The sequence below is a fragment of the Rhodococcus sp. T9N genome, from assembly GCF_024436645.1.
Taxonomy (GTDB): Bacteria; Actinomycetota; Actinomycetes; order Mycobacteriales; family Mycobacteriaceae; genus Rhodococcus_F; species Rhodococcus_F qingshengii.
In genome coordinates this window covers 546397-558511 of record NZ_JAMSKS010000001.1, presented here as the reverse complement: position 1 = coordinate 558511, position 12115 = coordinate 546397, and the positions used below count along the sequence as shown (strand labels likewise).

The 12115-nt window shown below is 62.6% G+C and carries 11 protein-coding genes; 6 read left to right on the top strand and 5 right to left on the bottom strand.

What is annotated here, in order from left to right; genetic code table 11:
* Window position 1: 1 nt before the first annotated feature.
* Window positions 2–1054, bottom strand: coding sequence for an NrtA/SsuA/CpmA family ABC transporter substrate-binding protein (locus M1L53_RS02655; protein ID WP_054187223.1), 1053 nt, complete (start codon window positions 1052–1054; stop codon window positions 2–4).
* A gap of 247 nt (window positions 1055–1301) precedes the next feature.
* Between M1L53_RS02655 and M1L53_RS02650 the strand changes: the two genes are divergently transcribed.
* From M1L53_RS02650 to M1L53_RS02635, 4 genes are all read left to right on the top strand, one after another.
* Entirely contained in the window at window positions 1302–2051 is a 750-nt protein-coding gene (locus M1L53_RS02650; RefSeq protein WP_030537941.1) for an IclR family transcriptional regulator, read from the top strand.
* A 118-nt stretch (window positions 2052–2169) separates the two neighbouring features.
* Window positions 2170–2640 (top strand): NfeD family protein, encoded by a 471-nt coding sequence (locus M1L53_RS02645; protein ID WP_007735511.1) that lies wholly within the window; start codon window positions 2170–2172, stop codon window positions 2638–2640.
* Window positions 2637–3452 (top strand): slipin family protein, encoded by an 816-nt coding sequence (locus tag M1L53_RS02640; protein WP_050656912.1) that lies wholly within the window; start codon window positions 2637–2639, stop codon window positions 3450–3452. The genes M1L53_RS02645 and M1L53_RS02640 overlap by 4 nt, the downstream gene beginning before the upstream one ends.
* Before the next feature lie 58 nt (window positions 3453–3510).
* Window positions 3511–4749, top strand: coding sequence for an HNH endonuclease signature motif containing protein (locus tag M1L53_RS02635; RefSeq protein ID WP_142006269.1), 1239 nt, complete (start codon window positions 3511–3513; stop codon window positions 4747–4749).
* 65 nt (window positions 4750–4814) lie between these two features.
* On the opposite strand, the gene M1L53_RS02630 is transcribed toward M1L53_RS02635, so the two are convergent.
* Complete coding sequence (locus tag M1L53_RS02630) at window positions 4815–5522, bottom strand: pyridoxamine 5'-phosphate oxidase family protein (protein WP_054188367.1); 708 nt, start codon at window positions 5520–5522, stop codon at window positions 4815–4817.
* A 97-nt stretch (window positions 5523–5619) separates the two neighbouring features.
* On the opposite strand from M1L53_RS02630, the gene M1L53_RS02625 reads away from it, so the two are divergent.
* Together M1L53_RS02625 and M1L53_RS02620 are read left to right on the top strand one after the other, a co-directional pair.
* Window positions 5620–7005, top strand: a complete 1386-nt coding sequence (locus tag M1L53_RS02625) for a PLP-dependent aminotransferase family protein (protein ID WP_050656988.1) — start codon at window positions 5620–5622, stop codon at window positions 7003–7005.
* A 59-nt stretch (window positions 7006–7064) separates the two neighbouring features.
* Window positions 7065–9182 (top strand): FAD-dependent oxidoreductase, encoded by a 2118-nt coding sequence (locus M1L53_RS02620; RefSeq protein ID WP_030537119.1) that lies wholly within the window; start codon window positions 7065–7067, stop codon window positions 9180–9182.
* A 7-nt stretch (window positions 9183–9189) separates the two neighbouring features.
* Here M1L53_RS02620 and M1L53_RS02615 read toward each other — a convergent pair whose 3' ends face one another.
* The 3 genes from M1L53_RS02615 to M1L53_RS02605 all read right to left on the bottom strand — a co-directional run bounded on the left by M1L53_RS02615 (window position 9190) and on the right by M1L53_RS02605 (window position 12051).
* Window positions 9190–10248: an isopenicillin N synthase family oxygenase gene (locus tag M1L53_RS02615; protein WP_232319087.1), complete on the bottom strand. Its 1059-nt coding sequence runs from the start codon at window positions 10246–10248 to the stop codon at window positions 9190–9192.
* A gap of 143 nt (window positions 10249–10391) precedes the next feature.
* Entirely contained in the window at window positions 10392–11495 is a 1104-nt protein-coding gene (locus M1L53_RS02610; RefSeq protein ID WP_003945979.1) for an inositol-3-phosphate synthase, read from the bottom strand.
* Window positions 11488–12051: a PadR family transcriptional regulator gene (locus M1L53_RS02605; RefSeq protein ID WP_003946014.1), complete on the bottom strand. Its 564-nt coding sequence runs from the start codon at window positions 12049–12051 to the stop codon at window positions 11488–11490. The genes M1L53_RS02610 and M1L53_RS02605 overlap by 8 nt, the downstream gene beginning before the upstream one ends.
* Between the last annotated feature and the right edge of the window lie 64 nt (window positions 12052–12115).

Here is a 12115-nt window from a genome sequence, read left to right as displayed (position 1 = left end):
GTCACTTCCCCTCAGTGGTGGGTGCTGCCGCTGCCGAACCTGCCACAGCACCCTGGAGGTCGAAGATCACGTCACTGCCTTTGATCGGCTGCTGGATCACCTTGTTGTCGGCGAACAACGTGGAGATCGATTCGAGGTCGGTAGCGTCGGCTGCAGTCGGGTAGCGGAAGTTGGTGATCTGGCCGCCCAGGGTGATCGCGTCGTCGAGTCGCTGTCCGGAGAGTGCGCGCGGACCGGTCTGTTCGAAGACGTTCTCGAATGCTGCCGGGTCGGCCTGCTGCTTCGCGGTGAGTTCCTGGGTGACCTCGAGGAACTTCTGGACCACTTCGGGATGCTCTTCGAGTACTACGGTGCGGCCGGCAATGATGGTGCTGTCCACTGAGTCGATGCTCGCCTCGGTTGCGATCTCGACCGCGCCCTTGGCCTTGGCCTCCTGATACGGAATCAGGAACGATGCCCAGGCGTCGACCTGCCCGGTGGAGAACGCCGACGCCGCGTCAGCCTGTTGCAGCGGAACACGTTCGACGGAATCGATCGGCACTCCGGCCTGCGTCAGGGCCTTGAGCGTGATGTACTCGCCCTTGCCTGCAGGGTTGACGGCAATGCGCTTGCCGGCCAGATCTGTGACGGTCTTGATGCCGGACTCCGGAGTGGCGATGATGCCGGCCTGGTCCTTGTTGTACGGGTCGGACGTGGCGAAGATGCGGACACCCACGTCCTTGGACAGTGCGCCGACGACGGGACTGTATGCGCCGGTTTGGATGTCGAGTTCACCGCTGTTGAAGAGTTTGAGGTTGGAGCTGAATCCCGGTGTGGTCTTGACCCATTCGATCTTTGCGCCCAGCGGTGCCAGCGCCTCGTCGTAGGTTCCGTCACGCTTGCCGACGGCGATGGCACCGGAGTTTCCGGGATCGAAGACCTTGAGCGTGAAGTCTGCGCTGGAATTGCCTGCGGCGCTGTCGGAATCGGAAGACCCACACGCCACCGCCAACCCGGCCAGCGGGATCATGGCGAGCGCAGCGGCAGCTCGTGGCAGTCGGCGGAAGCGGGACATGTATGTGGCTCCTTCAGGCGTTGAATCGTCAGAACTGACGACGATGACGCTATTGGGTGCCTGTCCGTTTTACCCCCGTTTGTTTTCTGGAGATTGGAAACCTTGACAACATCGGAAGTCTGTTCATCTGGGCTTTTGTAGCTCCACGTTCGGTTCCTTTCCATCTGATGGAAAGGATGGCCGGACTGCTGGGTCCGTGTTAGCGTCCGATTCTCAGGTCGATCAGGCCACAGCGAAAGGATCGTTCGTGACGGACGCACGCGGCGCGGGAGTTCAGACGGTAACCCGTGCCCTGACCATGCTCACATGTTTTCGCAGTGGCGAAGAACTGGGAGTCTCGGAAGTTGCGCGGCGACAAGAGCTTGCGGTCAGCACCACGCATCGATTGCTGCAGTCGCTCGTCGACGCGGGATTTCTCGAGAAGGACGACGCAACCAGTCGGTATCGCATCGGCGCGGCGCTGGCGGCTTACGGACAGGTCTCCTACCGGCAGCATCGGATCTATCTGTCCGAGCCCTATTTGGAGCAATTGGCCGCGACGACAGGAGCATCCGCTTCCCTGGCAGTGCGAAGCGGAAGTGAGGTGGTGTTGCTCGGATTCAGTCGGTGGCGCGAGGCCGACGGGCACGTGCTGCAGGGTGTCCGCCTTCCCTTGCATGCGAGCGCACTGGGGAAAGCCTTTCTGGCTTGGTCCGATGTCGACGATTCCGAGCTGGCTGCGCTGCCACGTGAAGCGACCACTCAGCGTGCGATCACCGATGTCGCCGGTATCCGCCGGGAACTGGAACTGACTCGTGAGCGAGGATACGGATTCAACGACGAGGAGTTGACCCCGGATTTCCGAACGATCGGAATTCCGATAATCGATGGATCTGGCACTGTGCGTTACGCTCTCGGGCTTCGTGGTCCGGTCGAGCTGATGATCGACGAACGGATTCCGTTCCTCGCGGATCTTGCCAAGGTGACTGCACGACAGATCGGTGAGGTCCTTCTCTGACGTGATGTGAAAGCGCTTGTGGCAGATCCGGCCGAACGTGATTACCGTTGAAGTCGAGGGCGCGATCGCACAATGGCTACGCGACGTGACCGCGTCCTCGCGAGCGTGGAGACGAGTGATGACGACGATCGGTGTCGTTGCCCTGTTGCTGGGCGTCCTGTTGATCGTGGTCGAGGCGCATGCCCCAACCGCGGGGGTGCTCGGTGCGCTTGGAGCACTCATGATCGGTGCCGGCGTGTGGATGCTCTTCACGTCCGACGGTATCGGGCAATTGATCGCGATCCCGGTGACGGCGGGGGTCGCGGTAGTCGGCCTGGGCGTGGTGGCGGTAGCGAGTCGAAAAGCGCTTACCGCGCGCCGCGCTCCCGTGCGTACGGGGACGGAATCTCTTGTCGGCTCGGACGCGACCGTTCGCAGTTGGACCGGTGCGCAGGGTCAGGTCGAGCTCGACGGCGGATTATGGCGTGCTCGAATGGAATTCGGGTACGACGATTCTGTGCCCGCCGTGGGCGAATCCGTCGTCGTAGAGCAGGTTCGAGGCCTGACTCTGAAAGTGCGCCGTCGTGAACCGTGGGAGCTGCCGCTATGACCACCGTGCTTGTCGTGTTGTCCGTGTTTGTCGTGCTGATTGCAGTCCTTGTGGGCATGTCGGTGAGAGTTCTGCGCGAGTACGAGCGCGCGGTGGTGTTCCGCCTCGGTCGACTGATCACCTTGAAGGGTCCTGGTCTGGTGATTCTGGTGCCGGCGATCGATCGTATGGAGCGGGTCAGTCTGCGAACCGTTACGCTGAAGATACCGGTCCAAGAAGTGATCACTCGCGACAACGTCCCCGTGAAGGTCACCGCCGTCACGTACTTTCGGGTCGTCGACGCTGACCGTTCGATAGTCGAGGTCGAGGATTTTCTGGCCGCCACCTCACAGATCGCCCAGACCACACTGCGCTCCATTCTCGGTAAAGCTGAGTTGGACTCGCTGCTCTCCGAACGTGAACGGCTCAACGAGGACTTGCAGAAGGTAATCGATCAGCAGACCGAGCCGTGGGGAGTCAAGGTCACGACCGTCGAGATCAAGGACGTCGAGATTCCGGCCAACATGCAGCGCGCCATCGCCAGGCAAGCAGAGGCCGAACGAGAGCGGCGAGCCAAGATCATCAACGCCGACGCCGAGTTTCAGGCTTCGGCCAAGCTCGCCGAGGCGGCCGAGGTGATCAGCCGCAATCCGACCACCCTGCAGTTGCGTTATCTACAGACGCTTCACGAGATCGGTAGTGAGAACAACTCCACCGTTGTCTTCCCCTTGCCGCTGGATCTTGTCCGGCCCTTTATCGGTGGCGGAGTTGCGGCAACTCCCGCGACCCAAGAACCTGCCCGTTTCGTCTGGAATGCGAAAGTTGTTGATTAGCATCTAGTTTCGGTTACCATCCCTTGTGTTCGAAACTTTGTTCGATTAAACTTTGAGCATGGGCGGTCGGGATGCGTGGCAACTGGATGGCGAGGACCTCAAGGGTGAGGTTCTGGATCTGGTGCGTGTCCGGCACGAGTTGCAGTCGCGGATGGTGTTGCTGATCGTGGAGATGTTTTCCCGGGAGGTTCTCGGTGGGAAGGGTTTTCGGGCGATCGCGCAGTGGTTGCATGGTTCGACGAATCTGGAGATCGGTGAGTGCAGTCTGCTGGTCGGGTTGGCGCGGTTGTTGATGCTCGAACCCGTTGTGGGCGATGCGTTTCATCGTGGTGACGTGGATGCGTTGAAAGCCCGTCAGGTGGCGTCGTTTTGTCAGCATCCGCCCAAGAACATGACCCTGGCGGATGTGGACAAGGCTCGCGGGATTCTGTTGGGGTTGGCGTCGAAGAACATCGCGGATTGTGATGCGGTGCGGGCGGCGATCCGGCGGATCGAGAAGCAGTACGGCAAGCGTGAGGACGGGGTTCCGGTGGGTGAGGATTCGGAGCGTAACGAGTTCTACGCGTCGAAGGGTTTGTACGGGCGGGTGTCGGTGAAGGGTGATCTGGATGCTGTGAACGGGGCCCGTCTGATCACGTTGTTGTCGAGTCTGTCTGCGCCGACGCCGGAGAAGGACGGCGTCAAGGACATCCGTACGCCGGCGCTGCGGCGCGCGGACGGGTTCTGCGAACTACTGCGGCGGTACGAGCGGGCGGGGTTGGGTCCGATCGAAGGCGGAGTGAAACCGCACATCACGGTCACCGCCAGCGCAAAAGACATGACAGACCTCAAGGCGTTGAAAGACCTCTTGCCGTCCACCGAGGAACTGGGTTTCGCGTGGGCGGATTGGGTGGGCCCGATCAGTATCGATACCGCGCGGATGCTGGCGTGCGACTGCACCGTCACCCGGATCCTCCTGGACGAGAACGGTGTTCCGCTCGACTGCGGCAAAGAAGCAAGGACCGCGACGGTACCCCAGCGGCGGGCGTTGGCGGTTCGTGATGGTGGGTGTGCGTTTCCGGGATGCGGGACACCATCGGGGTGGTGCGATGCCCATCATATTGTTCACTGGAACGATGGTGGCCCAACGGATCTCGACAACCTGATCTTGTTGTGCGGTCATCACCACCGGACGCTGCACCACACGGAGTGGCGGGTGGAGATCGGCCCGGATCGCAAATCGGTGTTCTACCCACCGATGTCGATCGATCCGTATCAACAGCCGATCGGCGGGAACAGCCCACCTACAGCAGCCTGAACGGGCGCAACTGAATACGTACACACCGGGGCATAGCCATGCCCCGGTGTGTACGGCGTGTGCGGTCAGAGCATCGTCGAGATATGGTCCGGCAGCGCGACACCTGAGTCGAGATCCTCGGACGGGATCGGTTCACCGAAGTGCGTAGCTGCGGGAACTACTCCAGCCCAAACGGTTTCGACACCAATGTCGGCGGCATCGTCGCCGGGGCCGCCGGTGCGGGCCTTGACGGAAGCCTCGTACAACGGCAGTGCAAGAACGATGGTTGCCGCCATTTCCTTGCGCGTGTGATCCCGAAGGTGTTGGGAACGTCCGGGAACCACCTGGTCGATGATCAGATTCAAAGCCTTCACGCGCTCGTCGCCGTCGGTCACGACTCGAGGTGATCCGATGATGACGCCGCTGCGGTAGTTCATCGAGTGGTGGAAGCCCGACCGAGCCAACACGAGCCCGTCGAGGATCGTGATGGTGATGCAGATTTCGCTGTCGGGAGCCAAACTCCGTGAAGCGACTGAACCGTGAACATAAATAGATCCGCCGCGGTCGGGGCCGTCGAGGTCGAACCCGTAGGCGGTGGGAAACACCATGGGAACTCCGCCGACGGTCACACCCATGTGGCACAGCTTCGCGGACTGCAAGACGTCGACGAGTGCCGCGCGTTCTGCGACGCCGTGGTGGCGGGCGCGCTTGTGCGTCGTACGTGCTGTCGGGGACAGCGGAATAGGTGCAGTGGGGGCAGGAGCAGGGGCAGCAAAGACAACGGAATCTGTCATGCAGACAATGCTGGTGGCAAAGTGGCTTCAAGTCATGGTCCAATCAGTGGAGACTTCGATAGGCCACTTCGATTTGCCACTTCCGGGAGGGTTCTGAATGTTTCTGCCTTCGGCGGTAGCCGTCGTCCTCGACCGGACAGATCGGCGGGCGCTCCCGGTCCAGATTGCCGACCACCTCAGAGCTGATATCCGCAGTGGTAAGGCGGCAGTGGGTCTGAGGTTACCCAGTTCCCGGAAGCTGGCGGCGGAGCTCGAGGTGGCGCGGGGCGTCGTGGAACGGGCGTATGAGCAGTTGATCGCCGAGGGTTGGCTTGTCGCTGTGCACGGCTCAGGCACCTTCGTTGCCGAGGCGCCCTCCCCCATGGTCACTCCCACGACTACACCGAAGAAGGCCGCCGACAAGATGTCACCCAGGGTGCAGCTCCGGCCGGGCGTGCCGTGGACGCCACCGCGTGCATCGGCAGCGTGGCGGCGGGCGTGGCGTGACGTCGGGTCCAAACCGCCACCTTTCGAGGATCCCGATCCTGCGGGTGACTACGAATTGCGTTCGGCACTATCGGAATTACTGGCAAGAGCCCGTGGAATGTCGGTTGAACCCGAGAGAATCCTGATCACCTCAGGTGCCACGCATGGTCTCGGCCTCGCCCTGTCGGCTCTGCGTACCCGTGGTGCTGTTCTGGCGATGGAAGATCCCGGATACCGGTATGCGTCCTCGGCCGCTACAGCCTGTGGATGGTCGCTGCTCGACGTGCCCGTCGACGCTCATGGTCTCTGTGTCGACCAACTCGAAACGGCGTCGGAGAGCGTCCGCGGTGTGTATGTGACACCGTCCCATCAGTATCCGACAGGAGGGCTGCTTCCGGTAGGTCGGCGCAACCAGTTGATCGAGTTCGCACGCGCCCGCGACGTCGTCCTGTTCGAGGACGATTACGACTCCGAATTCCGTTACGACGTAGCGCCTTTGCCTGCGCTTGCCCAGCTGGCTCCTGATCGGGTGGTGTATCTCGGAACGGTTGCCAAGACGCTCGGCGCCGGAATTCGATTGGGCTGGTTGGTAGCTCCCCTCGACCTGGTCGACCGCATAGCAGTACACCGCAAGCGAATCGGCGACTTCCCGTCGGTTCCGCTGCAGCAAGCACTCCTGTCCCTGCTCCGTGACGGCGAATGGGATCGAGCGGTGCGTACCGCCCGGCGCAGATACCGGGAGCGTGATCGGGCGGTCGAGGAAGCGCTGTCATCGTTCGGTGAACTGCGGGGTCTCGGCGCCGGCATGCACACGACGCTCATGCTCGACGCGGATCTGGCAGCGACCGTCGCTCGCGAGGCGCTCCTGCACGGCGTCGAAGTGCCCACCCTGGTCGAGTCCACCCGAACGCACGGAGACCCCGGCGGATTGGTCATCGGCTACGGGCGAGTGGAATCCGCGGACCTCGAATATGCGCTCGAGGTGATAGCCGAGTGCCTCGCACGTCACAGCGCGTGAAGTCTCGTTGATCGGGAGTGCGGCAACGGATGGGCGTGGTCCAGTTCTAGCGTCTGCTCGTGACGATCCGAAGCCAGACCTTTCCGCACCTGCTCGCACCAGGCACCATCGGCCCGATGACCGTGCCCAATCGCGTGGTTCTCCCTGCGATGGACATGAACCTGTGTGAAGACGGGGAAATCGAAAAGGGCGACATCGACCACTTCGTGGCGCGTGCAGCTGGTGGAACGGGTCTGATCATCACCGGTTGCTGCGCTGTTGCGTATCCGCTGGGCTGCACCAGCCGCAAGGAACCGGGGCTTTCGGAAGACCGGTTCATCCCCGGTCTCAAGGCGTTGGCCGACGCAGTCCACGACGCAGGCAGCAAGCTCTGTGTGCAGATGACACACCACGGCAAGGTGGCGCGCATCGATACCCTCGACGGCCGACCGCAGTTGGTCCCGTCCACGCCGAAGCCGCCGGGTGACATGAGCGCGATGGCCGATTGCACGCCAGAAGAACTGGGCAAGATGGCTGCCATCAACGAGGGCAAGAGGGCTACGTACCACGAGGCAACCAAGGAAGATCTTGATTGGCTGGTTCGCATGTTCGCCGAGGCTGCCGGACGGGTGAAGGCGGCGGGCGGCGACGCCGTCGAGATTCACTGTGCCCACAACTACGTCCTCGGAGCGTTCCTGAGTCGGTACACGAATCAGCGCAGCGACGAGTACGGAGGTTCCATGGAGAACCGTGCTCGCCTCGCTTGTGAGGTCATTCGGGCGGTCAAGGAGGAGGTCGGTGGTGCGCTTGCCGTCATCGTGCGTCTGGCCGGTCAAGAGTACGGCGAAACCGACGGGCTGACGGTCGACGAGGCTGCTGCGGCCGCGAAGATGTTCGAAGAGGCCGGAGCTGACGCCATTCATGTCACCGGTACCGCGCTGAATGCTTTTGCCAACTTCACCGACGGACCACTGCCCGACAAGGTCGGCTACTACACCGACAATGCAACGCGAATCAAGCAGGCGATATCGATCCCCGTGATCACCGTCGGACGTATGCTCCCCGAGGTCGGCGAGAAGATGATCGCGGAAGGTCGCACGGACTTCGCCGCAATGGGCCGCCAGCTCCTGGCCGATCCACAGTTGGTGAACAAACTCAAAGACGGTGTACCCGAGCGGGTTCGGCCTTGCATCAATTGCTACGTCTGCGTGCAGGAGAACTTCTGGGACGAGACCCCGCTGTGCGCTGTCAATCCCGCGCTCGGCAACGAAGCGCTTCTCCCCTTCGTTCGGACCAGCACTCCGAAACACGTTGTTGTGGTCGGAGCGGGCCCCGGTGGTCTCGAGACGGCCCGCGTGGCCGCTGAACGTGGGCACCGAGTCACGGTGTTGGACAAGTCCGATCGCCTCGGTGGCACCCTGTGGTTCTCGAGCCTCACTACCCCGGACAACGGGCGTCTGCTCAGCTGGTTGAAAGTGGAAATCGAGCGTCTCGGTGTCGATGTTCGACTGAAGACCGAAGCCTCGGTTGCTTCGATCCGGGCACTGAACCCCGACGCCGTAGTCGTGGCCACCGGTGCAGTCCGTGAGCGGCCTAGCGTTCCGGGCGGCGACTTGCCGCACGTGCACACCGGTGATTCGTTGCGCGCGTTGATGACCGGAGCGGGAGACGTCTCACAGGTACCGCCGTTCCTGCGGACGATGGCCAAGTTGGGCAAGCTGTCCGGTATCACCAAGAGCCCCGCGGCGATCCGAGCTGTGACCCGCAAGTTCCTGCCCATGGGTAAAGACGTTGTCGTGATCGGTGGTTCGCTTGTCGGACTCGAGCTTGCGGAGTTCCTGGCCGAGCGAGGTCGCAATGTGACGCTGATCGAAGAAGGCCAGCAGTTGGGTATTCCGATGGCGATGCCGCGCCGCTGGACGGCGGTGCGCCACGCCAAGCATGTCGGTGTGGACATTCACCGCAATTCAACGGTGCAGCGAATCACCAAGGAGCACGTCGAATTCCGTTCCGGTGACAAGACACGGACCGCTCCAGCCGACATGGTTGTCGTCGCGTCGGGAGTGTCGGCGCAGGCGCCACTGGCCGATTCTCTGATCGGTGTCGTGTCCGACGTACATGTGGTCGGTGACGCGGTGAACGTCGACTACATCGAGGGCGCGATGCACACGGCGTGGAAAGTCGCGATGGATCTGTAGTTCAGCATCAGGTAGCGCTTTGTGCCGCAACGATGTCCGGCCACCAGCGGGCCGCGACATCGGGGTGCGCACGTAGTCGACTCTTGAGGGCATTCGCCCCGTAGGAATCGTGGATCGGGTTGTTCGCGTTCACGGTGACGCCGGTGGCGCGCGCCGCCAGCTCGGGAGGTAGGTCGAACTCCGGGATCTGCGCTGCGTAGTTCGGGTTGAAGAAGAACGGCACCGAGATACGTTCACCGTCGCCCTCGGGTGAAACTACCCGGTGCACAGTCGCTTTCAAGTAGCCGCCGGTAGCGACCTCGAGCAGTTCGCCGATGTTGACCACCAGCGCCCCGTCGATCGGCGGCGCGTCGATCCAGTCGCCGTCGTGCTCGACCTGCAGACCGCCTTTGCCCGGTTCGACATAGAGCAGAGTCAGCACACCCGCGTCCTTGTGTCCGCCGACGCCCTGGGAGCCGGCACCTTTCGGGCGGCCCGGGTAACGCACCACCTTGATGAGGATCGACGGATCGTGAGCGAACGCGTCGTCGAAGATGTTCGCATCCTGGCCCAGGGCTACCGCCCATTCGCGTAAGAGGCTCAATGCGATCGAGGTGAGTGTGTCGTTCCACTCGGTGATGACGTCGCGAAGTTCGGGAAGGGCGTCTGGCCACTGGTTGGGGCCCTGCAGAATCTCCCAGGCCGGTGAGGTGTCGGTGCGCTCGGCCGCGGGCTGTTCGGCGCCGATGTCGATCTGCTCGCGCCAGTCCTGCTTGCCTTCGGTCAGTTCGCCGCCGAGCCGGGTGTACCCACGGAAGTGCGGGCTGCGGACGTTCTCGATCGCGAGCTTCTCGGCAGTCGGCAGCGCGAAGAACTCGCGGGCGACGGCGAGGAGGCGGCGCTGCAGTTCGTCGGGAATTCCGTGGCCGACCAGGTAGAAGAATCCGACCTCGTGGGTGGCCTCGCGGAGCTGAGTGCGGAACTGCTCGGCGGTGTCGGGGTTCTGCGCAAGCGATAGATCGAGCACTGGCAGCGACGTAATCGACATGGGGTCCTCGATCCGTGTGATGGTTCTGATGTCCATCATTCCACGCTGAGCGGCACCCGGACCCGCACGGCAATTCGGCAGCCGCAGGCGTGATTACCCGCGCGGATGCGGAAACACCCTGCGGATAACAGAATCGGGGCCTTGCGCCATTGGCGCAAGACCCCGAATCAGTGTGAGTCGAATTAAGCTTCGTCAGCGCCGATGATGAACGCTTCGAGCTCGATGCGAGCCTTGTCGTCGGCCATCTGGACCGGCGGGGACTTCATCAGGTAAGCGGAAGCCGGGTAAACCGGTCCACCGATGCCGCGGTCCTTGGCGATCTTGGCTGCGCGGACGGCGTCGATGATGATGCCGGCAGAGTTGGGCGAATCCCAGACCTCGAGCTTGTACTCCAGGTTCAGGGGAGCGTCACCGAAGGCGCGGCCTTCGAGGCGGACGTATGCCCACTTGCGGTCGTCGAGCCACTCCACGTAGTCCGAGGGACCGATGTGGACGTTGCGGTCGTGAACCTTGCCGGCAAGTGCGCCGGTCAGGTTGGACGTCACGGCCTGGGTCTTGGAAACCTTCTTGGACTCCAGGCGATCACGCTCGAGCATGTTCTTGAAGTCCATGTTTCCACCGACGTTGAGCTGGTAGGTGCGGTCCAGCACGACGCCGCGGTCTTCGAACAGCTTCGCCATCACGCGGTGTGTGATGGTGGCGCCGACCTGGCTCTTGATGTCGTCGCCGACGATCGGGACGCCGGCGTCCTTGAACTTGGCAGCCCACTCCGGGTCGGAAGCGATGAAGACGGGCAGAGCGTTGACGAATGCAACGCCTGCGTCGATCGCGCACTGTGCGTAGAACTTGTCAGCGTCGTCGGAACCGACGGGCAGGTAGGAGACGAGGACGTCGACCTGAGCGTCCTTGAGTGCCTTGACGACGTCGACGGGCTCGGCGTCGGACAGCTCGATGGTCTCGGCGTAGTACTTGCCGATGCCGTCGAGGGTCGGGCCACGCTGAACGGGAACGTCCAGGGGCGGGACGTCGGCGATCTTGATGGTGTTGTTCTCGCTCGCGAGGATCGCCTCGGAGAGGTCGAAGCCGACCTTCTTGGCGTCGACGTCGAACGCAGCGACGAACTGCACGTCGCGGACGTGGTACTTACCGAACTTGACGTGCATGAGGCCGGGGACCGTCTGGGTCTCGTCGGCATCCTTGTAGTAGTGGACGCCCTGAACCAGGGACGAGGCGCAGTTACCCACGCCCACAATGGCTACGCGCACCGCGGTGCTGTTCTCACCCATGGTCGGGTTCTCCTTCTTTCCGGGATGTTCCTGTTGTCGATTGCTCGGCTGCGATCAATTCGTTGAGCCAACGCACTTCGCGTTCACTCGATTCGAGTCCGAGCTGATGGAGCTGACGGGTATAGCGGTCCAGCGATCCGCTGGCCCGACCGACGGCCTCGCGGAGCCCCTCACGGCGCTCCTCGACCTGGCGTCGCCTGCCTTCGAGGATCCGCATCCGCGCTTCTGCGGGGGTGCGGCTGAAGAAGGCGAGGTGAACGCCGAAACCGTCGTCGGTGTAGTTCTGCGGCCCGGTGTCGGCGACCAGTTCGGTGAACCGTTGCCGACCTTCCGGAGTGAGCTGGTAGACGCGACGCGCCCGACGCTTGAGCGTGCCGGTGGCAGTGTCGACGTCTTCTGAGATCAATCCGTCGGCTTGCATGCGCCGCAGTGCCGGGTACAGCGATCCGTACGAGAACGCGCGGAATGCGCCGAGCAGACCAGTGAGCCGCTTACGCAGCTCGTATCCGTGCATCGGTGACTCGAGGAGCAGCCCGAGGATTGCGAGTTCGAGCAACTGACAAACCTCCCGAGTCGTTGAACCTAACCGCTTGATGCGATAACCAACTATATCGCGCCGA

What these genes read in the sequence shown, in the direction of transcription:
- M1L53_RS02655 (WP_054187223.1), bottom strand. Translation starts at nt 1,054, where the DNA reads ATGTCCCGCTTCCGCCGACTGCCACGAGCTGCCGCTGCGCTCGCCATG.
- M1L53_RS02645 (WP_007735511.1), top strand. Translation starts at nt 2,170, where the DNA reads ATGACGACGATCGGTGTCGTTGCCCTGTTGCTGGGCGTCCTGTTGATC.
- M1L53_RS02640 (WP_050656912.1), top strand. Translation starts at nt 2,637, where the DNA reads ATGACCACCGTGCTTGTCGTGTTGTCCGTGTTTGTCGTGCTGATTGCA.
- M1L53_RS02635 (WP_142006269.1), top strand. Translation starts at nt 3,511, where the DNA reads ATGGGCGGTCGGGATGCGTGGCAACTGGATGGCGAGGACCTCAAGGGT.
- M1L53_RS02630 (WP_054188367.1), bottom strand. Translation starts at nt 5,522, where the DNA reads ATGACAGATTCCGTTGTCTTTGCTGCCCCTGCTCCTGCCCCCACTGCA.
- M1L53_RS02625 (WP_050656988.1), top strand. Translation starts at nt 5,620, where the DNA reads ATGTTTCTGCCTTCGGCGGTAGCCGTCGTCCTCGACCGGACAGATCGG.
- M1L53_RS02615 (WP_232319087.1), bottom strand. Translation starts at nt 10,248, where the DNA reads ATGATGGACATCAGAACCATCACACGGATCGAGGACCCCATGTCGATT.
- M1L53_RS02610 (WP_003945979.1), bottom strand. Translation starts at nt 11,495, where the DNA reads ATGGGTGAGAACAGCACCGCGGTGCGCGTAGCCATTGTGGGCGTGGGT.